Annotated in this window: 20 protein-coding genes; 13 read left to right on the top strand and 7 right to left on the bottom strand. The window is 40.7% G+C overall.

Translation table 11 applies throughout. From position 1 onward, the window contains the following. Positions 1-1,108: 1,108 nt before the first annotated feature. The 3 genes from BP549_RS15075 to BP549_RS15065 form a co-directional block, all read right to left on the bottom strand. On the bottom strand, positions 1,109-2,281 hold the full coding sequence (locus BP549_RS15075; protein ID WP_292382006.1) for a type III PLP-dependent enzyme: 1,173 nt from the start codon (positions 2,279-2,281) through the stop codon (positions 1,109-1,111). Positions 2,282-2,810: 529 nt separating this feature from the next. Then, entirely contained in the window at positions 2,811-4,079 is a 1,269-nt protein-coding gene (locus BP549_RS15070; RefSeq protein ID WP_292382005.1) for an APC family permease, read from the bottom strand. Between the two features lie 299 nt (positions 4,080-4,378). Then, entirely contained in the window at positions 4,379-5,560 is a 1,182-nt protein-coding gene (locus BP549_RS15065; protein ID WP_292376242.1) for an FprA family A-type flavoprotein, read from the bottom strand. Positions 5,561-6,002: 442 nt separating this feature from the next. Between BP549_RS15065 and BP549_RS15060 the strand changes: the two genes are divergently transcribed. The 4 genes from BP549_RS15060 (at position 6,003) to BP549_RS15045 (ending at position 9,651) form a co-directional block, all read left to right on the top strand. Further along, a complete protein-coding gene (locus BP549_RS15060; protein WP_292376240.1) occupies positions 6,003-7,523 on the top strand; it encodes a glutamine synthetase family protein in 1,521 nt (506 codons plus the stop codon). Between the two features lie 327 nt (positions 7,524-7,850). After that, a complete protein-coding gene (locus BP549_RS15055) occupies positions 7,851-8,771 on the top strand; it encodes a D-aminoacyl-tRNA deacylase (protein WP_292382003.1) in 921 nt (306 codons plus the stop codon). Positions 8,772-8,860: 89 nt separating this feature from the next. Continuing rightward, complete coding sequence (locus tag BP549_RS15050; RefSeq protein ID WP_292382002.1) at positions 8,861-9,223, top strand: DUF3147 family protein; 363 nt, start codon at positions 8,861-8,863, stop codon at positions 9,221-9,223. 32 nt (positions 9,224-9,255) lie between these two features. Beyond that, positions 9,256-9,651 carry a DUF3147 family protein gene (locus BP549_RS15045; RefSeq protein ID WP_292382000.1) on the top strand — a complete coding sequence of 132 codons (396 nt, stop codon included), beginning with the start codon at positions 9,256-9,258 and terminating at the stop codon, positions 9,649-9,651. 188 nt (positions 9,652-9,839) lie between these two features. Here the strand turns inward: BP549_RS15045 and BP549_RS15040 are convergent, their stop codons facing one another. After that, the gene (locus BP549_RS15040; protein ID WP_292376232.1) at positions 9,840-10,001 is read right to left on the bottom strand and encodes a hypothetical protein; all 162 of its coding nucleotides are present in this window, start codon (positions 9,999-10,001) and stop codon (positions 9,840-9,842) included. A 199-nt stretch (positions 10,002-10,200) separates the two neighbouring features. Between BP549_RS15040 and BP549_RS15035 the strand changes: the two genes are divergently transcribed. The 4 genes from BP549_RS15035 (at position 10,201) to lon (ending at position 15,079) form a co-directional block, all read left to right on the top strand. Beyond that, complete coding sequence (locus BP549_RS15035) at positions 10,201-11,352, top strand: DUF2157 domain-containing protein (protein WP_292381999.1); 1,152 nt, start codon at positions 10,201-10,203, stop codon at positions 11,350-11,352. Positions 11,353-11,419: 67 nt separating this feature from the next. Next, positions 11,420-11,995 carry a GDYXXLXY domain-containing protein gene (locus BP549_RS15030; protein WP_292381997.1) on the top strand — a complete coding sequence of 192 codons (576 nt, stop codon included), beginning with the start codon at positions 11,420-11,422 and terminating at the stop codon, positions 11,993-11,995. Between the two features lie 188 nt (positions 11,996-12,183). Next, positions 12,184-12,603 (top strand): MarR family winged helix-turn-helix transcriptional regulator, encoded by a 420-nt coding sequence (locus BP549_RS15025; RefSeq protein WP_292376226.1) that lies wholly within the window; start codon positions 12,184-12,186, stop codon positions 12,601-12,603. A 70-nt stretch (positions 12,604-12,673) separates the two neighbouring features. Next, on the top strand, positions 12,674-15,079 hold the full coding sequence (gene lon / locus BP549_RS15020) for an endopeptidase La (RefSeq protein ID WP_292382013.1): 2,406 nt from the start codon (positions 12,674-12,676) through the stop codon (positions 15,077-15,079). Between the two features lie 225 nt (positions 15,080-15,304). Here lon and BP549_RS15015 read toward each other — a convergent pair whose 3' ends face one another. Continuing rightward, a complete protein-coding gene (locus BP549_RS15015; protein WP_292381996.1) occupies positions 15,305-15,556 on the bottom strand; it encodes a hypothetical protein in 252 nt (83 codons plus the stop codon). 41 nt (positions 15,557-15,597) lie between these two features. Beyond that, on the bottom strand, positions 15,598-16,263 hold the full coding sequence (locus tag BP549_RS15010; RefSeq protein ID WP_292381995.1) for a hypothetical protein: 666 nt from the start codon (positions 16,261-16,263) through the stop codon (positions 15,598-15,600). A gap of 446 nt (positions 16,264-16,709) precedes the next feature. Between BP549_RS15010 and BP549_RS15005 the strand changes: the two genes are divergently transcribed. The 3 genes from BP549_RS15005 to BP549_RS14995 all read left to right on the top strand — a co-directional run bounded on the left by BP549_RS15005 (position 16,710) and on the right by BP549_RS14995 (position 18,878). Beyond that, on the top strand, positions 16,710-17,378 hold the full coding sequence (locus tag BP549_RS15005; RefSeq protein WP_292376220.1) for a flavodoxin family protein: 669 nt from the start codon (positions 16,710-16,712) through the stop codon (positions 17,376-17,378). A 126-nt stretch (positions 17,379-17,504) separates the two neighbouring features. Continuing rightward, a complete protein-coding gene (locus tag BP549_RS15000) occupies positions 17,505-18,284 on the top strand; it encodes an alpha/beta fold hydrolase (protein WP_292381993.1) in 780 nt (259 codons plus the stop codon). A gap of 282 nt (positions 18,285-18,566) precedes the next feature. Next, positions 18,567-18,878: a LysE family translocator gene (locus tag BP549_RS14995; RefSeq protein ID WP_349682395.1), complete on the top strand. Its 312-nt coding sequence runs from the start codon at positions 18,567-18,569 to the stop codon at positions 18,876-18,878. A gap of 1,283 nt (positions 18,879-20,161) precedes the next feature. On the opposite strand, the gene BP549_RS14990 is transcribed toward BP549_RS14995, so the two are convergent. Then, positions 20,162-20,485, bottom strand: coding sequence for a DUF3303 domain-containing protein (locus BP549_RS14990; RefSeq protein ID WP_292381991.1), 324 nt, complete (start codon positions 20,483-20,485; stop codon positions 20,162-20,164). 414 nt (positions 20,486-20,899) lie between these two features. Between BP549_RS14990 and BP549_RS14985 the strand changes: the two genes are divergently transcribed. Together BP549_RS14985 and BP549_RS14980 are read left to right on the top strand one after the other, a co-directional pair. Beyond that, on the top strand, positions 20,900-21,289 hold the full coding sequence (locus BP549_RS14985) for a VOC family protein (protein ID WP_292381989.1): 390 nt from the start codon (positions 20,900-20,902) through the stop codon (positions 21,287-21,289). Between the two features lie 186 nt (positions 21,290-21,475). Further along, entirely contained in the window at positions 21,476-22,462 is a 987-nt protein-coding gene (locus tag BP549_RS14980) for a carbohydrate kinase family protein (RefSeq protein ID WP_292381988.1), read from the top strand. The last annotated feature ends 33 nt before the right edge of the window (positions 22,463-22,495 follow it).

The following is a 22,495-nucleotide window of genomic DNA, read 5'->3' as shown; positions in this document are numbered from 1 at the left end:
TCAATAACTCAAGTACACGACCCGAAATCTTGGATTCAGAAAAGCGACTTTGAGTTTTGAGATGAGCTAAATTATAAAAATTCGGCATTTTTGATTGTGTATAAGGTCTTATACACCTAGGTCTTCTTATACACCTTGCCTTACGCACAACATGTCAAAAATATAACGGAATTTATGAATTTGGTTTTGAGGTAAAACCACAGAATTTTGGGGTAAAATCACAGAAAAATGAAAAATTATTTAACTTGTACGCCAATTTATGGAGCGGCAGCCGACACTTTAAATAAAAACGTGAATTTAGGAACGGTCATAAGGTTTATTAGAAATAAGAACATTATGAAAAATAGTGAATTAGCTTCGAAATTAATTTAGAAGTAGATGGTAGGGTTACCGAGTCCCTATTCTCGGGTCCCTACCTGCGATCCAACCCAAAGATTAAGAGGAAACCCTATTACTCTTAATCTATACCCTTATAGTTGCGTGGGAATATATATCATAACCGGCACAAAAAAAAGTTCGTAATCTAAATTTTTAAACATATCTTGGATTTGTTTGGCTTCGAAACTTTTAATGACGTTAAAACATCTAATGAAATATAAACATAAGTAAATAATAAGCTTCAAAAGCTAAATTATAAATAAGTTTCATTAAAGGTCTCTTTTTTGAAGCTTATCGAGTCCCTACCTGCGATCCAGTCCAGAGATTAAGAGGAAACCCTATTACTCTTAATCTGCATCTGATTTTATAACCACAAGGACATAAGTAGAACCGATATACTCAAAATTCACTGACTTATTTAATTCTTTCTAATTACAGCACTGGAAAAACTCAGTCCAGACAAGATAAAAACATCTGAGTCTGGAAAAAAGTAACTGTAGAAAAAAGTAACCATGCTCCTTTCTTCCACATTTTCCAACTATAGACGACTTACAGTACTATTTTATAAATTAGTCCGTTTGGGCACAAGTTGGATCAGCAACATTGAGCCTCAACTGTTGCATTGCTTGACCATGCCGTCACGTCGTTTTCGCTCAAGCCTTTTTTGAAAAGGCTTGAAGTCAAACAGTTTTTTTTAAAAATGTTTATGAATAAGTCTTCGAATAGGCTTTCAAATAACATAAGCCTTGAGCGGGGGGAAGCCATTAAAGCTCACGGAACTGTAACTCTGGGTATAGGCGCCCGTCGTAAAGATGTATACGCGGTTTCCCTCTCGCATTGTGTGAGGGAAAGTATACTTGTGATGTTCATATAGAATATCCATACTGTCGCATGTCGGACCTGCAAGAATTACTTCTTCGGCACAACCCTTTTTATCGCAGAAGATAGGGTATTTGATGCATTCATCAAGGGTTTCTATAAGGCCCCCAAATTTGCCAATATCAAGATAAACCCACTTGTACTGGTTGAATCTGGCCTTTTTGGAGATCATTACGACTTCGCTTACTATTATACCGGCATCGGCGACCAATGAACGCCCGGGTTCTATAATAATTTCAGGCAGCTCTTCTCCAAAGTCCTCGTGTAAAAAGCGGCGGATTTCCCCGGCATAGGTTTCAAGGTCATGAGCCTGAGACTGGTATTTTGCAGGGAAACCTCCACCAAGGTTGATCATCTTTAGATTTATGCCTTTTTCAGCTACAGCCTCAAAAAGATACTTGCACTTGGAAATGGCATTGTCCCACTGGCCAATATCCCTCTGCTGAGAACCAACATGAAAAGAAAGCCCATAAGGCTCAAGGCCCAATTTTTCAGCCTTCATAATGAGCTTATATATCAAGTCAGGGTGCGAACCGAACTTCTTTGAGAGAGGCCAGTCAGCCCCGTCGCTTTCAGTAAGGATACGGAAAAACACTCTTGAACCCGGGGCTCTTCTAGCTAACTTTTTCAGATCGCTATCTGAGTCGGTAACATAAAGCCTCACTCCTTTTTCATATGCATATGCTATATCTTTCTCTTTTTTGATAGTATTGCCGTAACTGACTCTTTCAGGTTCTACTCCAAGCCTGAGAAGCTGATCAAGTTCGTAAATCGTTGCTACGTCAAAATTTGAGCCTTTATTCTTCAGAGCAAGCACAACCTCATCCATAGGGTTAGCCTTTACAGCATAGTGAATTTTTGCAAAAGGCATATGCTCTACCAGTTCGTCGTAGCTTTGCTCTATCTTCTGCAGGTCAACAGTTAAAAATGGGGTTTCTTTATCCCGGGAGAACTTTTTGATTCGGTTAAATTCATCTCTTGAAATGAAATCCTCCAGCGGGAATGCATAATGCTCTTTTCTCATATCTACTCCCTTTCAAAATTGAAACGTATTCACAATCAAATTTATGTAAGTACAGGTTAATAATTTTTAGTATCTTAATAGTTTGTAACGATTATTAAGTTTAAAATCAATTATTTTGATAATGAACAGGATAAAGCGATTCAAATAGAATTTAATGTATATAAAACTAATTCTCAGTGAATATAAAGATACAAAACTAGCTGAAATCAATAAATATTTAATAAAAATAGCCATAACATGAAAAAAAGCATAATAATACTCTTTTTTTGTATTAAAGGAACCAAAAACCCCTTTATTCATGCAGAAGAAACGAGAAATCTTAGATACTCCAAGAATATGAACGAACGATTTTAATCCTAAAAATAGGATATTAGGGATTTAAGCTTTAAAAGAGCTAAATTAAAAGATAAGACAGCTGTAAAACCCTTTTCATACCATATTTTAACTAAATAAGATGTTTTAAGCCTTTCCGAGGAAAGTTAACTTTGTAGTCATTACAAATAATTTATAGGTGCTGCAGGCAGACATTTTATCTGGTTCTGAGAAGCACTATCAGTATTCCGATTCCTGCAAGCACAAGACCGTAAGTTATCACTTCCAGACTTAGCTGAGAAAAAAGAAATACAGTAGAGAGGGAGCCAAGAAAAGGAAGAAGTGGAAAACGACCAATATTCAGGGGAACTTTAAAAAGACGAGTTCTTCCAGGGTCAGTGTAACGTAGTTTTATCAGGGAAAGATTAACCATAAAAAAGACAATAAAAATCATAAAATTAGCAATATTTGCTACGATTGCAATATCCTTTAACAGCACAAAGAGGATTGAGAGACATGTAACTCCAAAAATTGCAACCCACGGAGTATGGTAACTGGGGTGTATCCTTGAGAGAATTTTTGGAAGTGACCCGGAATCTGCCATGCCGTAAACAATCCTTGACCCTCCAAGCATAACCACAAGTACGGTGTTCATAGTGGAAAAAAAGGCGATCCAAGATATAAGAACAAAAGCATTACTCCCCAGAGAAACAGCCGCAACATCGGCAAGGGGAACTTCTGAAAATCCGAGAACCCTAAAATCAAGCACACTGACGGCAGTTACTGCCACGCACATGTACAGGAAAACTGTAAAAAAGATGGCAATAAGCAGAGCCTTTGGAGTTGTCTTTTCGGCTTCTTTCGTTTCCTGAGATAATCGCACAATATCTTCAAAACCGAGAAATGCGAAAAAGATCAGGGTTGAAGCCTTAAATATTCCTGTCATATTAGGAGTTTCAAGATAGTTTACCGTTCCAAGGTAAGGGAGACCCGTATAAATCACAATAAGAAGCCCGAAGACTTCGATAAGACTTATGAAAATAGCCAGCCTGGCAGACTCCTTGATCCCGTGAACCATGATAAGGCTGAGAAAGATAAACAGGCCTAAAGTCCCTGTTAAATATCCATACCCGAAAAGGTTGCTGAAGTACCTGCCAAACCCAAGTGCAACCGCAGAGCTCGTTATTGCCACAAAACATATAACAAGTAGCCCTACAAACAGGCCAATACGTTCTCCAAAAGCTCTTTTTACAAACCCATATTCTGCTCCAGCTCTTGGAAACATGGAAGCGAGTTCCATATAGCTAAAGGCCGAAAGTGTAGCCGTTGCTCCGGCAAACAGAAAAGAAAACCAGACCATATTGCCTGCAAGCCCTGCAGCCTTTCCCATAAGCACATAGATTCCGGCTCCGAGAATATTGCCAATGCCTACCAGAGTGACCTCCAGTAAGTTCAGTTCCTTTTTTAGTTCAGATTCCCCTTGCATTATAAGAAACCCCCACTCAAAAACTTGAAAAATCAGGACAATAAAAGGAATTTTAAAAATGGAACTTTAGACCTATTAGAAACTATCTTCTGAAAGTTATGATTAACTTCCCTGTACCAGGTTCTCGAAAATAACCTTTTAGAGTATATAGAAATTTTTCCATTAAATAGCTCCGCTAACAGCACTGAAAAAGACTAAGTAAAGTCTCCCAGATACATTAGCCGGATTTTACCGGCTGAGAAACTTTACACGCCAGTTTAAAATAAAGATTTCAGATTTGAATGTATACCTTTTTCAGGTTAGACTTTCATTTTTTGTGCGAGTTCTCGGCCGATTTCCTCAACCTTTTTCAAATCCTCTTCCTTGGGTTTGCCCTTCACCTGAAGCGTTCCCACGATTTCCATTTTCGAAGGAACCAGAATTTCCCCTGCCTGCTTCAGAGCGCCTCCACCCCAGCCAAAGGATCCGAGCACAACCCCATATTTTGCAGGCGGATTGAGGGCTTTTACCAGGTAAGTACCGTAAACGGCAAGAGGATGCATGCCTGCAAGGACGGTCGGAGCTCCAAGGATAACAGCGCGGGAGTCAACCAGTTCTCTTGCAACATCTCCTGTATCTGCGACTTCAAGGTCATAGATCCTGACATCTATACCTTCTTTTAGCAAGGTTTCTGCAATTGTCCTGACCATCAGTTCCGTGGAACCCCACATACTCACATAAACAATAAGGGCTTTGTTTTCTGTTTCCCCTGCAGTCCATTTTGCATAGGGCTCAAGTATACGCTTCGGGTTTTTGTAGATAGGCCCATGACTCGGCGCAATAATTGAGATATCAAGGTTCTTAATTTTTTCAAGAGCCTTTGCCCCCATTTTCCCAAAAGGCATCATAATTTCCCCGTAATAGCGTTTTGCAAGAGGAATAAGGTCTTCCAGATCCTCATCATAAACGCCTTGGGCTGTGTGAGCCCCAAAGAAATCACACGGGAAAAGGATCCTGTCTTCAGGCAAGTATGTAAACATGGTTTCAGGCCAATGGAGCCAGGGAGCCTCTATAAAGCGGAGTTTCTTCCCTCCCAAATCAATAGTATCACCATCGTCAACGACTTTAATCCTCGACTCGGGAAGTTCATGGTAAAGGCTTGCCATTTTCACGCCTCTGTCCGTTGTAACAAGCACCGAGCCAGGAGCTTTATCCATAATATAACGAATTGCATTGGCATGATCGGGCTCAGCATGATTCATAATAAGGTAGTCCAGTTTCTCCAGGCTAGAAACCAAGTTTATTTTCTCTTCGAGTTCCTCTTCGAAACCCGGATTTACGGTATCTATAAGGGCCGTTTTTTCTTCTCCTTTCACAAGATAAGCGTTATAACTTGTCCCCTGAGGCAGAGGAATCAAAGCGTCAAACATTCTGCGGTTCCAGTCTTTGGCCCCAACCCAAAACACATCTTTAGCAATTTCAGGAATACTATAAATTTCCATATCTTTTCCTCCATTATCCCCGATGCAATAAAATATTTCGAAATAGGAAGCAGATGAATCTCTGCTTGCTTCTATCAATTTGGTAACCAGATATATATAACTATATTTTATTCCTCCGATATATTTATTAGGCAAAACCCTTAACTGACAAGGTCTTAAATTGGAACTGATGAAACCTTAAAATCTTAACTGATATCTAATTGATAGGAAAAACAACTTGACAAATAAGTGTAGAGTTTTACACTGCCTCTTTTTTTCATATTATATTCTCTGAAAAGTGTATAAGGGAAAATTTTATATAGACAGCAGTAAGTTATCTTCTTCCTAGCAGGCAAGTGTTCAAAAAATTATATTCAATGTAATAACCCGTGAGCCTGAAAAATATTCGGGATTAAAATGAGGCTTCATACTCGGATATTTCAATTAAAAAGAAGGGATAATTATGAAACCATCATCTGTAGAAATGAATCCTAATAAACTGGTACAGTTCCTCAATAAACCAGCAAGCGAATTCACTAAAGAGGATATTATAAAGTTCATTAAAGAGAATGGTATTAAGATGCTCAACTTCCGCTATGTTGGTGGGGACGGGAGACTTAAAGCCCTCAACTTTATCATCAGGAATGAAGAACACCTTGATACGATACTTTCCACCGGAGAAAGAGTAGACGGCTCCAGCATTTTCAAATACATCGAAGCTGACTCAAGCGACCTTTATGTCGTGCCGAAATATCGCACTGCTTTTGTAAACCCGTTTGAAGAAATCCCGACCCTCGACTTACTCTGTTCATACTTTGACAAGGACGGAAATCCCCTTGCAAGCTCCCCAGAGAACATAATGAAGAAGGCTCATGCGGTTCTGAAGGAGAGGACAGGCTACGAGTTAAATGTAATGGCTGAACTTGAGTATTACATTATTTGCGACAAAGATCAGATTGATACTGACTTCCCGGCTGTTGACCAGAGAGGATATCATGAATCAGGTCCCTTCACAAAATTTGAGCAGCTCAGGAAAGATGCAATGCTCGCTATCTCCGAAGCTGGCGGATTTATTAAATACGGACACTCTGAAGTCGGAAATTTCACTGACGATAAATACTACTACGAACAGAACGAAATCGAGTTCGAAACCACAAATGTTGAGGACGCTGCTGACCGTCTGATTGTTGGAAAGTGGATGCTGAGAATGATTGCAGCCCAGTATGGAGTCACTGTTAGCTACGCCCCGAAGATTACAGTCGGAAAGGCAGGCAGTGGACTGCATATCCACATGAAGCTTATGAAGGACGGCAAGACCGCAACCGTTGAAAATGGCGGAAAGTTGAGCGATGCCGCAAAGAAAGCAATCGTCGGCTGTCTGGACGTTGCTTCAGCAATTACTGCTTTTGGGAACACAATCCCAACATCCTACCTGCGCCTTGTACCTCACCAGGAAGCTCCAACAAATGTTTGCTGGGGAGACAGGAACCGCTCTGCCCTTATCCGTGTGCCTCTCGGTTGGTCCGGGGACGCAAGCAAGATGATTACTATTGCAAACCCGAACTATTCTGAAGAACTCAAGGAATACTACGGCAAGCAGACCTATGAATTCCGTGCTGCAGACGGCTCTGCTGACGTTTATCTCCTTATCGCCGGACTCTGCGTTGGTACCCGCTACGGACTTGAAATGGACAATGCCCTTGAGCTTTCCAAGAAACTTTACATCAGTGTAAACATCTTCAAGGACGAACACAAAGACAGACTTGCCGAGCTCGATCACCTGCCTGCTTCCTGCTACGAGTCTGCCCAAGCTCTGAAAGCCAAAAAGGATATCTTCATGACGGACGAGGTGTTCACTGAAGGTATGCTTGACGGAATTGTCAATGGCCTCGAAGCTTACAACGACTACCAGCTTAGTGAGAGACTGTACGGCAAGAACGAAGAAATCAAGAAACTTGTGGACGCTTACATTCACATTGGATGATCCTGTTCCAGCACTTTAAAAACATATTTCCATAGGAAAGATGTAGACTCCTGCTTATTAAGAGGCAGGAGTCTGCCAAAACCCTTTTTGAAAACATTTTTTTCTTCATCTGGCTTACCCTTTCTAACATTCAAGGTAACCTTTCTAATATTTCAGGTAACGTTTCTAATATTTCGGGTAATTTTCTAATTTTTCAATGTAACTTTTCACAGCCTCTTCAGGTTTAGACCCAGGCTGCTATACGGGGTTGGATTTATGGGTTGGATTTATCTATCTTAACGAAATCTATAGGGGGCGTAAACTGAAAAAGCCCCGAATTGATCAGAAATGAAAGAAAACAGCAATTCAGAAAACTCCGGGAGCCAGAAAAAAAACCTCCCTGGAAACCAGATTCCAAAAATAACAATCATCTGTTCTGCCCCCGACCTTGCCAGCCAGAACATTAAAACACATCTTTTGAGCCTTAAGGAATGGAAAGTCCTTGAGCTTCCTGAAAATTCCGGATTCTCTGCGGCCAGGGAATCGCAGGATGGAAAGTTCAGGCTTATTGATATTGAAGAAATGCATATCTTCCAGGACGGACTTGATCGAAAACTAGAAAACGCAGGGCTGCCAGCTTCCCTTATCATTTTTGCGTCTAAACACCGGAGCAAAGAGGAAATATCTTCCCTTACAGTTCACTGCACAGGAAACCCCTCGGGCGAGGCAAGGCTTGGAGGCTGCCCGAAATCCCTTGCAGTTTCCTCTCCTGCTGCTATGAAATCCATTCTTATGGAAATGAAGCGACAGGTTGAGCAAAAAGGCCTGAAATATGATGTTACCCTCGAAGTAACCCATCATGGGCCCACAGAACTTTCAGTTCCGTCGATTTATGCCGAAATAGGAAGCACTGAAGTGCAGTGGAAAGATCCTGAAGCAGGCGAAGCTGCTGCAAAAGCTATCCTTGCAGTCTCCCTTGAAAAAGTTCCTGTTGCCCTTGGTTTTGGAGGAGGGCATTATGCCATGCGCCAGACAGGGCTTTTACTCGAAACTGAAATCTCTTTCGGGCACAATTTTCCCAAGTACCAGCTGGAATTCGTGGATGAAGCCCTGATCAGGCAGGCAATTGAGAAATCAAAGGCTGATTTTGCTTATTTTGACCGGAAATCCATGAAAAGCGGAGATAGGAAAAGAATTTCCGAAGTCCTTGAGAAACTGGGGCTCAGCATCTTCAAAGAATCTGAGATAAGGGAAAAATATGAGTACTAACGTTAAAGCAAACTTTAGAACAAGCCCGATTCTCCAGAAGGTGCATGTTACTGTTCATCTGAGCGTTCCAGTACACAGGACATGATATAATGCTGAATATTGAGATATCCCCAATTCTTCTTCGCTTTCTTTTTGGAGGAAGTGCAGTTGCTATCTCCGCCCTCATTGCAAAGAATTTCGGAGGCAGGCTTGGTGGAATTTTCGCAGCTTTCCCTGCCGTGTACCTGGCAGCGATTCTGGGCTTGAGAATGGATTATGAAGGCAGTGAATTGCTCCTGATTTCAGAGCAGCTTTCAAAAGGTGCACTTGTGGGAATGATAGCTGATATTTGCTGTGCCCTTGCTGCAAGTTATTTTATTCTCAGATACGGGTGGAAAAGAGGGCTGGCTTACGCACTTATCCTCTGGGCCGTACTTGCTCCCACAATTTACTTCACATGGTTCAGGCTGTGAAAAAAGAAAAAGTAAAAATAAGGAGTCATATCATGAAATTAAATCTCAGGGACCTTGCTCTTAGGTTCGTTTTTGGAGGAGGTACTGTTGCTGCCTGTTATATCATGCTGCAGATAATCCCTTCAAAATCTTTTGCGGGAGTTTTTGCAGCTTTTCCAGCTGTTATGGCGGCTGCCGTGATAATGGCAGGACATTTCGGAACCTCAGAGCAGGCTTCTGACATTGCCCTCGGAGCAAGCTCCGGAATGATTGGCTGCACTATATGCGTGCTCACTGCTGTTTTCTGTATGGAGCACCTTAACAGATGGGGTCTTTCAATTATTATTGCTCTTTTGATCTGGTTTTTCAGCTCATATTCAATAACCAGGCTGATCAACGGGTTACTGGGAAAGATAAAAGAAAAAAGACAGCAAAAAACAGACTATTGAGATTTTTAGACCTCAAGAAAAAGCTCCAAATAAAGAATCTTTTCCATGCTTTTTACCGAATATTCTTCCAGACCATTCCTGGGTTTGTATTCCTCCGAATAATTACGGGATCTTCTTTAATTATTAAATATTTTTTTCTCTTCTATTTTTTTTATTTTACATATTTTACCAGAATAATTTTTTCAGGCTTATTGTTTTATTTTCATTGGTTCTCCGCAACAGGTTATGTCGCCGGTACAGCAAGCATCAGTAGTACAGGAGGAATCTCCACATGCACTTATTACTTTTAGTTCGAACCCGCACCCTTCACAAACAAGAATCTGACCTTCTTTTAATTCACTGCAGTTCATTCTGTGTCACCCCAATTTGTATGATAGGAAAAGTATGTAATTCAGGTTCAAACTTCTTTTGAAACAATGATTCTAAACATTAGTCTGTTAAGCTGGAACTGAATATAAAAATAATCTGGTAAGTCTCCGAATAATATCAGGAATTTGGAGTTAATCATAAAGAAATTATTTATATAGTGAAATTCGATAAAATCAATGTATGTTTGACCAGGACCTGATCCGAAAATGGCTGGACGAAGGCACAATTAATCACGCCCAGGCCGAGAAAATGAGGGCAGACCTTGAGGAGTATAAAGCAGAGCACCGGTCAAAAAAACAAATTATTGCCTTTTCTACCATCGGGGCAATTCTAATCGGGATTGGCGCCATTCTCTTTGTAGCCTCCAACTGGGAGAAAATCGGGGATACTGTCAAAATCATGCTGCTTGCAGGAAGTACAGTAGGCATACATTATACCGGTTATAGCCTGAAATATAAGAATCAGAAATATTCGAGGCTGGGTTCTGCCCTGCTTTTCCTTTCAGCTCTGCTTTTCGGAGCAAGCCTCTTTTTAATCGCCCAGATTTACAATATCAATGCCAACAACAGCACCCTTGTCCTCATCTGGCTTCTTGGAGTTTTTCCCCTGATTTACGGCTACAGGTCTACTGCGGTCGCCGGGCTTTGCTCTTTGCTTTTTTACCTTTGGATAGGCCTTCTGTACAGCGAAAGAAATAGCCTCAATGAATCTATAAACATCCTGGATCTCTACCTCATGTCAGGCATTGCAATCTATTTTTCAGGAATTTTGCATGAGCTGTCAGCAAAATTAAAACATACTGTGTCAACGTTTAAGTTCATGGGACTGCAAGCTGTACTCATTGCACTGTTCATATACACTTTCGGGCCCCTTGAGTCAAAAGGCGAGGAGATTATTTCTGTAATTTATGCTTTCCTGGGACTTCTTTTTCTGGCAGTCCTGCTTTCAAAATCTCTTCGATCAAGGCTTACAGGTTTTCAGACAGACATGAGCATGGCTGTAATCTCGTTTTTAATGGCTGGAATAACTCTGATAACCACAAACAGTCAGGTGTCGGAAGAAGCCTATATGGGCTTTTTTAATCTTGTTTTCCTCGGGCTTCTGGTTCTGCTTCTGTATGCAGGATACAGCACCGAAGACATTGGGATAATTAATACTGCCATGTTCTGGTTTATACCGCTGATTTTTGCAAGATATTTCGATTTTTTCTGGGACCTTCTTCCGAGGTCATTCTTTTTCATAATAGGAGGGCTTGCCCTGCTGACTTTAAGTGTGGTACTGGAAAGAAAAAGAAGAGAATTGAAAGCTAAGTTTGCCGGAGTGGGAGAATGAAAAACTGCAGTTTGAGATTCAGAGACTGTGGAATCATAAAATTTTCAGAAGCAGGGAGGGGCTGCAAATGAACCAGAAGAAAGTCCTTTACCTTACCTTAGTTTTTTGGCTTCTCATTTTTTCAGGCTTTATTGCCTATAAGGAGTATACCCTCAGGACCGGCACTGAAGTTATGCTCAAAACCCTGCCAGTAGACCCAAGAGACCTATTCAGAGGAGACTATGTGACCCTTAATTACGAAATCAGTACCCTTGATATGAAAAAGTTTCATGCTGAGAATTCTGACTTTTATTACGATGAGCCAGTATATCTTACACTGAAGCTTGAAAATGGATACGGCATACCTAAAGAAATATATACCACTCCGCCCGAGGATGAACTTTACATCAAAGGTAAGGTAAAAGATGTTATATACGACTGGAAAACAGACGAATCGAGTAATATGACAGAAGAAGGGGCCATTAAGGAACTCAGGGTCGATTACGGTATTGAAAGTTATTTTGTTCCCGAAGGCAGGGGAATGGGGATAGAAAAGGCACAACGGACCGGGAAAATAGAAGTTGATGCAAAAGTTATCATTGACAAATATGGAAATGCTGTAATTAAGAGTTTATTGATTGACGGGAAAGAGATTGATTTTTAAATGCAAGTCTTTTCAAAAAAGGCTTGAGCGAAAACCTCAGCAAAGTTTGAATTTGATAATTTCATCCTCAAACCCTATCGGCGTGATCGACCGGCGCAACGGTTGCGGCTCAACAGTTGCAGGTTAAACTTAGCATGGCCGAAAACTACTTAATTAGGTAATGCCTAACTAACAGGACAGATCAAGATATGATGGAGAAAAAAGAGCATTTGTTCATAGTTTTTGAAAACCTTATCAAAATCAAAAGCGAATGCTCCTGTCAGATCTTCTCCGAATGTGGACTATCGGACATTACTCTCAAGCAGATCGGATACCTGAAGGTCATTGACGAATGCGGGGAAGTAACATTTAGTAAGCTTGCTAAAATCACTAGCAATTCAAAGCCCACCATCACCGAGATGATTAACAAATTTATCAAAATGGAGTGTGTGTACAGGGAGAAGTGCCAGGATGACGGCAGAATTTTCTATATTCGTCTGACAGAAAAAGGGCAAATGTTAGCCCGTGCCGAAGAGAACGCTTTATTGAAGGTTATTGAAAGAATGGCGAATTCACTGAATGAAAAAGAGCTGGATACGCTTATAGAAATCCTAAGAAAAGTAAGATAATTTTTTTGCTTGCGAAAATAGTTAGGTTAATTTAAACTAAGTACTTGAGATGATAATTGAGACGATGACAATGTATTCACAACAAGCTGACGATAACAGAGAGAAACTGGTTATACCCCTTTTTGAGATAGTGGTTTACCCTCAAAGCCGGACGAAACTTATGGCTGACAAAGTTACCGGTGAAACACTGTTAAATGAAATGAAAAACTCCGAGTTCATTAACGCTATCGGGCTGACGGTAAAGAGCGGCACAAAGGTTTCAGACCTATCAGAAGAAGACCTATCAGAAGAGAGCCTGTATAGAACCGGAAATTTGCTTAAAATCACATATGTACAGCCTGCTGATGACGGATATCTCGTTGTTGCAAAGGCTACCGAAAGGGTAGAAGTGGTATCTCTTTATCGGAAGCATGGGTTATTCTACACAACTTACAAGCCTGTCCATGATATACCAGACTTTGATGAGGACACTGAAGCCGAAGCGATGGCGAATGTAAAAAAGACAATTCACGAAATCAGCAACAGGTTCCAGGGCTCCGAGCAGTTTACCCGGTCAATTGATAAGATGGACTCTATTGACCAGATAATAGGCTTTGTCATGCCGTACATACCCGTAAAACTTGCCGAAAAGCAAAAACTCCTGGAGCTCCCCTCGGTTCGTGAGCGGTATCTTCTGTTCCTTCACATCCTGACAAAGCATAAAGAAAGCATCAATCTCCAGATAGAAATGGCAAAAAAAGTCACCGACAAAATAAGCAAGTCGAATAGAGAGGCAATGCTCCGTGAGCAACTTAAAGTAATTCAGGAAGAACTCAACGAAGGAGACGACTCGGCTTCAGGCGACGCTGCGTATAGAGAACGGATTGAAAACTCGACTATGCCTGATGAGGTAAAAAAGAAGGCACTTTCCGAATTAAAGAAACTCGAAACCGGAGGCAGTCACAACCCTGAAGCCCATGTTATAAGGAATTATCTTGACCTCCTGCTCGACCTTCCCTGGATAACTGAAGAGAAGAAGAGTATCGACATTGCCGAAGCCCGTCGGGTGCTTGAGAGCAACCACAATGGGCTGGAGAAGGTCAAGGAGAGAATAATCCAGCACCTGGCAGTCATGAAATTGAAACATGAGAAGCAGGGCTCAATTCTGCTCCTGACAGGGCCGCCCGGAACCGGTAAAACAAGCCTCGGGAAAAGCATTGCCGATGCTCTGGGCAGAAAATATGTCCGGGTCAGCCTTGGAGGCGTCAAAGACGAAGCCGAAATCCGGGGACACCGGCGAACCTACATTGGCGCTCTTCCCGGAAGGATTATTCAGGGCATGAAAAAAGCAGGCACGAAAAATCCGGTATTTATCCTTGATGAGGTAGATAAGCTTTCAGCTTCCTACTCAGGAGACCCGGCGAGTGCCCTTCTGGAAGTCCTTGACCCTGAACAGAACAGTACCTTCTCAGACCACTATCTGGAAATCCCATATGACCTGTCTGATGTTTTGTTCATAGCCACTGCCAACTCCCTAGCAAGTATCCCCTGGCCGCTTCTTGACAGAATGGAAACGATCGAGATCTCAGGTTACACAAAGAATGAAAAACTTGCAATTGCAAAAGACCACCTGCTGCCCTGCATACTGGAAGACCACGGCCTTGATGGGGATAAACTTAAAATTGAAGATGAAGCCCTGAAAGTAATCATCGATAAATATACCCGCGAAGCCGGAGTCAGGGGACTTAAAAAGCAGCTTGCCAAGACTGCAAGGTTTGTGTCCGAGAAAATCGTGTCAGGCAAGGCCGACCTTCCTTACGTGGTTAGAGCGGATATGCTCAAAGAGATTCTCGGAAAAGAGATAATCCGGCAGGAAGAGGCTAGAAAAGAGAATGTACCCGGCGTGGTTACAGGACTTGCATGGACGCCTGTAGGAGGAGATATTCTCTTCATAGAAGGCACGTTTATGCCCGGCAGTGGAAAACTCACTCTTACAGGCCAGCTTGGGGATGTGATGAAAGAATCTGCAAAGATATCATTGAGCCTTGTCAGGTCACGGCTTGCAAACACTGCAAACAGCTTTGACTTCACCTCAAGCGACATTCACATCCACGTGCCCTCAGGTGCAACCCCTAAAGACGGCCCGTCAGCAGGCATAACCCTTTTTACCGCCCTTACATCCCTGATAACCGGCAGAGCGGTTGACCCCAAACTTGCCATGACAGGGGAGATAACACTGAGCGGTGCAGTACTGCCCGTTGGAGGCATAAAAGAGAAAATCCTGGCAGCTCACAGGGCAGGCATAAAGAAAATAATCCTGCCAAAAGAAAACGAAAGGGACCTTGAAGATGTGCCTGAAGATGCCAGAAACGAGCTTAAGTTCGTACCTGTAGAGACCATTGAAGAGGTCTTGAGAGAAGCCCTGGATATTGACCTGCCCAGACAGGTAGTGTCGCCATATCCTGGAAACAGCTATGCACCTGTACATAGTGCATAAACATAAGAGGCAGGATTGGGTCTATTACGGTTTGAAGCAGCCGTAGTAATCCTAACCCTCTCTCCCCTTTTCCCTTCACCGTAACCTGATTTTTAAAAGCCAGACTAAGGTCCTATTTTCCAGCTCATTTTCCAGCTCATTTTCCAGCAAATTTACTAGCACATTTCAGGTATTTTCCATTTTCCAAAATATAAAGCAAAGAAATTTCTTGAGTTTCAGGCAGTTTCACCACATCCTTGAAGAGCTGTGAAAAAATTCCAGGCTATCCACCACTTCAGGAGAAAGTCCCATTTCTTCAAACATCTCCCTGAAAACTGCTCTATATTTCTCATCAGGTATCGATTCTCCGCTACTTCCAACATGCATTATGATTTCGAGCCTGGCCCTTCCTGAGGAATCGAGTTCAACTATGTACCTGTTCCCCTTATCATAAGTTACTACCCTTGCCTCTGGGATAATATACCTTACTGAACCCACCTGGTTCCCGTTCTTTAAAAAGACTTCTTTCGTATCCGAACTTATTCTGGGGTATCCATAAAAACCCAAACCGGAATTGTAACTGGATCTGAACCATCATTGCTTTCCGTAAGATAGGCATATACAGCCGGGAAATCTGGAGACTCGTTCACCTGTATTTCAGCATCCAATGTCTGGTTTTGTGCGGCTTTTTTCAGAGCCTCAAGATATTTTTCCGGAGCTTTTTCATCCGGGCCGAAGAGAAGCCCGAGTTTTTCAAGCATCCAGGGATCATCCGGAAATTCCGATAGCTGTAAGGGAGATTCGGGGTCGGAGTGGCTGAAGTTCGAGATGGCAATACAGGTTCTGGTCCCTGCTTCAGTTCCATCTTCACATATAAAGACCGTAAGCTCAGAGTTCCTGTTATAATTAAGCCTTATATCCTGTATAAGAGCAGCATTTCCAAAATTTTTCCGGACTTCCGGGACATCCCCAGGTTCAAAACCCGAAAAGTTTCCGGGCCAGGGCCAGGAACCTTCCACTTCATAGCCAGCTTTCTCCGCTTTCGTAAGTACGGAACTGTAATCAAGAGACCCGATATCAACTTCTTCGGAATAGTACCAGGAACTGTCAATAAAAATCCATAATACGAAAGGACCGAAGAAATACAGCACAAAAAGGAGGGGAATGAGCAATAGTAATATCAGTATGGCTTTTTGCTTATTCATGAAACTCTCAACTCTGGAAAAGCGTCAGTAGGCTGAAAGGCTGTTAGTATTCCTTAGATGTCGAATTTAAAAAGATCGGAGTTGACAATCGAAGTTTTTACAATATTAGATAAGATTCCCAACTTAATAAATAATTTGTGTATATTTATACAGGCTTAAAAAAATCACTTGTAACCCGAAAAAAACATATCAGTAGATAAAAACATCCAGCTTGGAATCTTCCTAACACTGGCAGAACCCCTAATTTTAAAACAATCTATTCCACCCGATTATATACCAAGGCTATACTGGCTATCTTAGTAACCTATAACCATAGTGATTGCATAGAGAAATTTGACTATTAGTTCACAAAAACTCGCGATACTGTTTTTTCTTTAAGCAACTGGCATGTTTTACCCTTATCGCGAATATAATGTAAAAGAACAAGAAATTACGAGGTAAAAGTCATGAAAGTGATAGCGATAAACGGAAGTCCTAGAAAGAACTGGAACACAGCTACCCTGCTGGAAAAGGCTCTTGAAGGTGCAGCTTCAGAAGGCGCAGAAACAGAACTAATACATCTCTATGATCTCGACTTTAAAGGTTGTATAAGTTGTTTTGCCTGCAAATTAAAAGGTGGAAAAAGCTTTGGAAAGTGCGCAGTAAAGGATGAGCTGACACCTGTGCTGGAAAGGCTGGAGAATGCCGATGCAGTAATACTCGGATCGCCAATTTACCTTGGAAATTTTACAGGAGAAATGCGGTCCTTTATGGAGCGCTATATATTTCCTTACATAACCTACTCCGTTGACATACAGACATTCTATCCTAAAAATATTCCTGTTGGTTTTATCTACACTATGAATATCACTGAGGATCTTTTTGAGCTGGTTGGGATTAATAAGCTTATTGAGTTAAATGAATGGGTTGCAACAAGGATATTCGGGTATTCCGAACCATTATGCAGCACCGACACATACCAGTTTGATGATTATTCAAAATATGTTTCGTCCATCTTCAATCCTCAGGAAAAGGCAAAAAGGCGAGAAGAAGTGTTTCCGCAGGACTGCCAGAAAGCCTTTGAAATGGGAGCTAGGTTCGTGAAACGGCAAAGAGCTCTGAAAGCACTGAAATAAAAACAATAAAATTTGAGTTACTTTACTCCTGAAATTTGTTTTTAACTCCTATAATATCGAAAAAGCTAAACTCTAGAAATCAAAAAAGCTATCTATTAAAATCAAAACCGCTTGAATCGAAAAAACATGGAAACCTTGCGAAGATACGGAAACCCACCTTTTAGTCTTGTTGTAATCCACGGCGGCCCTGGCGCCCCTGGAGAAATGGCACCTGTTGCTAGGGAGCTTTCCGCTTTTAGAGGCGTGCTTGAACCGCTTCAAACCGCAGTGACTCTTGAAGGACAGGTCAGAGAACTCCGGGAGGTTCTCGAAGAGCACGGCGACCTGCCTGTTACCTTAATTGGTTTTTCTTGGGGTGCGATGCTCAGCTTTGTATTTACTGCCCGGTATCCGGAGCTCGTAAAAAAGCTCATACTTGTCGGAAGCGGCCCTTACGAAGAAAAATACGCTGCGAATATAATGAAAACTAGGATAAGCCGACTCGGAAAAGAAGATTTCGAAAATTTCCTCAGACTGGCCAAAACCCTGAACGAGCCTTCAGCTAAAAACCGGGATGAAGCTCTGTGCACCTTTGGGAAGTTAATGTCGAAAGCTGATGCTTATCATCCTCTTCCCTATAAGGACGAGCTGATCCAATGTAGCTATGAAAGCTTCAAAGGCGTGTGGGAAGAAGCCAGTGAACTGAGAAGCTGCGGAAAACTGCTTGAACTAGGAAAAGAAATCCGCTGCCAGGTAATTGCGGTTCATGGTGATTACGATCCCCATCCTTTTGAAGGAGTTAAAGAACCTCTCTCCCGGATTTTAAAGGATTTCAGGTTCATTTTACTGGAAAAATGCGGACATCGGCCCTGGATTGAGAGAGAAGCTAAGGAAAGATTTTACAGTTTACTGAGGAGCGAGATTTAAGTAAAAAAGAAGTAAAAAAGGAAAGGTAAGAAAAAGGAAAGTAAAAATGGAAAAGTGAGAAACTTGATATAACAGTCCCAGTTAATCTATTTTATTGCAGCCTCTGCTGCGCTTACGCTCCTCCCAGGCCCTGATATTTTATTCGTACTAGCCAAGAGTATTCTCAGGGAAAGAAAGCAGGAATTGCAACCGCGCCCGGCCTCTCTACAGGCGTACTTGTTCACACCACCGCAGCAGCGTTTGGAATTTCGCCCTGGTATATAATCCACTCTTGCGTTTGAAATCGTAAAATATGCGGGTATAGCCTATCTGCTTTATCTTGTCTGGCACGCCTTAAAAGAAAGTGAAGAGCTAATATCTTCGACTCCTATCCTAGAAACAAATACCTTTACCCTTTACAGGTGCGGGATCTTTATGAATGTTTTAAATCCTAAGGTTGCCCTCTTCTTCCTTGCCTTTTTGCCCCAGTTTGTTAATATAAATTCAGGAAATGTCCCAATGCAGATGATATTTCTGGGAATAATTTTCATGGTTCAGGCCTGGCTAATCTTTACACAATCTCGGTTTTTGCTGGAGCCGTTGGCGAGAAAATAGTACAAAAGCCAGTAATTGGAAAGTATATTAACTGAGGTAATGTAACATTTAGCCCACTTTGTTACGTTTTAATTGCCTTGATGTGATCCCAGAAAAATACAAAAGTTAAGACATCTGAAAAAGAAGACATATAAAACCTTTTTGTTCACAAACGATTTAAAATTTTGTGAGCTGTTTATAGAATAATGTGCTAAAAAGTTTTGAGTGTTCGAGTTGTCTTCACTATTGCCAGGATCATAATTTTTGACTTTATTAATATTCCCGAGTGGTAAAGTAACCTTTTAAGCAAGTTTACAATATTGTACAGAAGGCTCTTAGAAATTTGAGGAGGCGGGAAAAATGGGGGAAAATATAATGGAAAATATAATGATGGTATGTTTATCGAAGCGATCAAAAATGGTACAATGCTAAACACTGACATTGCTCTGGTTTGTGGCTGTGGTGACAGCGCTGCCAGAACACACCTAAGCAGTCTTGTTGCATCGGGAAAAGTTAGAATCCAAAACCTTGTGCACAGTATCAAAAAAATATATGCATTGGCAAATTAACTAGGCTTCTGAGAAGCTCTAGAAGTGATTTTCAGCCTTGATAGAATCGCTTCAAAAACATGGTAAAACAAGGGTTTTGCGGCTCTATTTGCACCTCCTTCATGGAAATATAGGGCTATTTGATGGTTCGCCTATTTACGATAACAATTTATTGTAAGCATGCTCAGAGTTATGAATAAATAAGGGATAATAGATTCTACTAACGATATAGTACCTGTAGTTATAATGATTAAAGTAGGATCAGTAAACCAGAAATTATTCTGCCATGATTTGTTATAAGTATCATAAAACCAAAAACTATTATAAATATTATATAAATTATAAAAGAATAATGGGACAAAGAAAATAATAAACAATTTTATGTAACTCGATTTTTTCATAAAGTGGTAGCAATCCTTTCTCTTCACCCTGCAGAATAAATATAATATAGCTAATATTAGTAAAGCGACGATTACAATGTATATGACTGGTAGCCCATATAATGTTACAGCATTACTAGACATAACAGCATGACTAGAAACTGCTTTTTCTCCTGTAACATTAGAGCCATATATTGCAGTTTCATTGTTCACATTACTTTATATGCTACTAAAAGTTAAATATTTTTTTAAGTATCACGTACAAATTCAGTTTTGATGCTTAGTATTAAAGAATGAACATTATAATAAATCGGATATGTGCGTTTCATTAGACACAAAAACAAGACTAAAAATAGAAAAGAAAAAACCTAACGATTCATAAAATATTCTTACTTTTTAGAGAGTCATTTGGATTGTTCAATTTTACCATCTGATATGCTGTGGACTTTTTAAAATCATTGGCCTCTATGACAGGAAATACATCAATCTGACATAAATCAGTAAACGGCAAATTGTAAGCCAGATAGTCTTTAACAGTTTCTACGTCAAATAGAGTTATCACACATCCTCCTCCTGCATCAAACCACTGATTAATAATCTTCAACCCTTCTGGGAAATCCGTATTTTCTATCTGTTGCCATCGCTTGAGTAGCTCCATGCTATTTTCAGGATCAAAAGTTGTTATGTCTAATAATAGCATATTCTGATTTCCCGATCGCGTCTGGTAATTTGTAAGACTTTTTACATGTACAATATGTGGCATCGAACTTATAAATATTTTGTATATAGTTGATGGATTAAATTAAAAAGGCTAGTACTCCTTTTTTGTTAGGGAGTTGTTAGGACTCCATGAAAATGCAAAACGGTTGAAAAATATATAAAATAGCCATTATTTCAGATATTTTAAGACTTATAAACCATTAGCTCAATATTTTTATGCTTTCATATGTTATCAGATTACAAGATTTATTTCAGACTGGATTTTCCAATTCCTTGATAACTACATGTTTCTTTATACCTTGATAGATTTAGGAGATAAATACCTGGAAAAATTAGAGCCTGGATTAATATATAAATACCATCCGAACTATTAATTAAAACAAGGAGTAATATTATGCTAAGAGTAGTCCATTTTGAAATATATGCAAAAGATATTTTAAGAGCTAAAAAATTCTATGAGGATGTATTCGGCTGGAAGATAGAGAGATCAGAAGGTTCATTAGAATACTGGAACATAGCAACCGGCAATAAAAAAGAGCCAGGAATCGACGGTGGCTTGATGAAAAGGCAGGGAGGAGAACCTGGAGCAGATACCCCTATAAGCACCTATATTTGCACAATAGAAGTCCCGAACATTGATGAATACCTTAGTAAAATACCGAAGCACGGCGGCAAAGTAACTATGGAAAAAAAGCCAATAAGTGGGGTAGGCTGGTACGCATATTGCCTTGACACGGAGAAAAATATATTCGGGATAATGCAGCCAGACGCAAGTATCAGATAATCTTTTTTATTACATTTTTATTTGGCGCAATCTTTTTTCGCTTCCTTCCCTTCCTCCTAGGTTTTCCTATACTTTCTCCCATATCAGCTCCAGCCTAACACAATCACTAAAACGATTCTAAAGTACAAAAATGGAATTTAAGACTAAACCGGAATATGGAGTAAAAACATATAGCTTGAATATAAAATGAAAGACAGGAGTGGAAAGGTGAAAAAGGATCATCTAAAGCAAATTAAAGCCCTTACATTCGGGGAAGCCCTTTTTGACATTATAAAAGGCTCAGCCCACCTAGGAGGAGCTCCGCTAAACCTTGCAGCCCATCTTGCAAAATTGGGAGCAAAATCGGCTGTAATCACGGCAGTTGGAAAGGATAAACTTGGAGAAATCCTGCTTTCCAGGGCTGAAGCAATGGGAATTGACACCTCTTACATCTTAACTGACGAAAAAAGGCCTACAGGAACTGTTACTGTCAAACTACAGGCTGAAGGAATTCCTGTTTTCACTATAAACGAAGGTGTCGCTTGGGATGCGATTACACTAAGCGAAAAGGAATTCCAAGACCTCTCCAGAGAAGAATGGGATGTTTTCTGCTTCGGAACCCTTGCTCAGAGAACGGAAGAAAACCGAAAAACTCTAAAAAGACTGTTTTCAGAAATAAAAGCAAAAAATCTCTTCTACGACGTAAACCTGAGGACAGGTTATTACAAAAAGGAATGGATACAGTCTTCGCTCGAACACACAACGATTTTAAAGATGAATGAGGAAGAAGCTACTACAATTTCTTGCCTGCTTTCTGACACTGAAGACTCCTGCAAGCCTTTTTCTACTTACAAAGCGTTCTGTCATTTCATTACAGAAAAATATCCAGAAATTTCCGTGATTTGCATAACAAAAGGACCCAAAGGAGCTGCTGTTTACCATAAAGGCATTTATGAGGAGGTAGAAACCACTCCTGTTGAGGTTGCAGATACCGTCGGAGCCGGAGATGCCTTTTCCGCAGGTTTCCTTTACACCTGCCTCTCAGGATACGGAGTTTCAAAAGCCACTTCGATTGCCTGCATTCTAGGATCTTACGTTGCATCAAAGCCGGGTTCGGTGCCCGAATATTCGAAAGAGCTTATTGAAAAGTTCAAATCGTTGGGATTTGAACTTTATCAGGATGGATTAAGTTAAGTAAACTTAATTAACTGAGCTAAATTAACGGAG

Source organism: Methanosarcina sp. UBA289, from assembly GCA_002496565.1.
GTDB lineage: Archaea > Halobacteriota > Methanosarcinia > Methanosarcinales > Methanosarcinaceae > Methanosarcina.
This window is presented reverse-complemented; position numbering and strand designations above follow the sequence as displayed.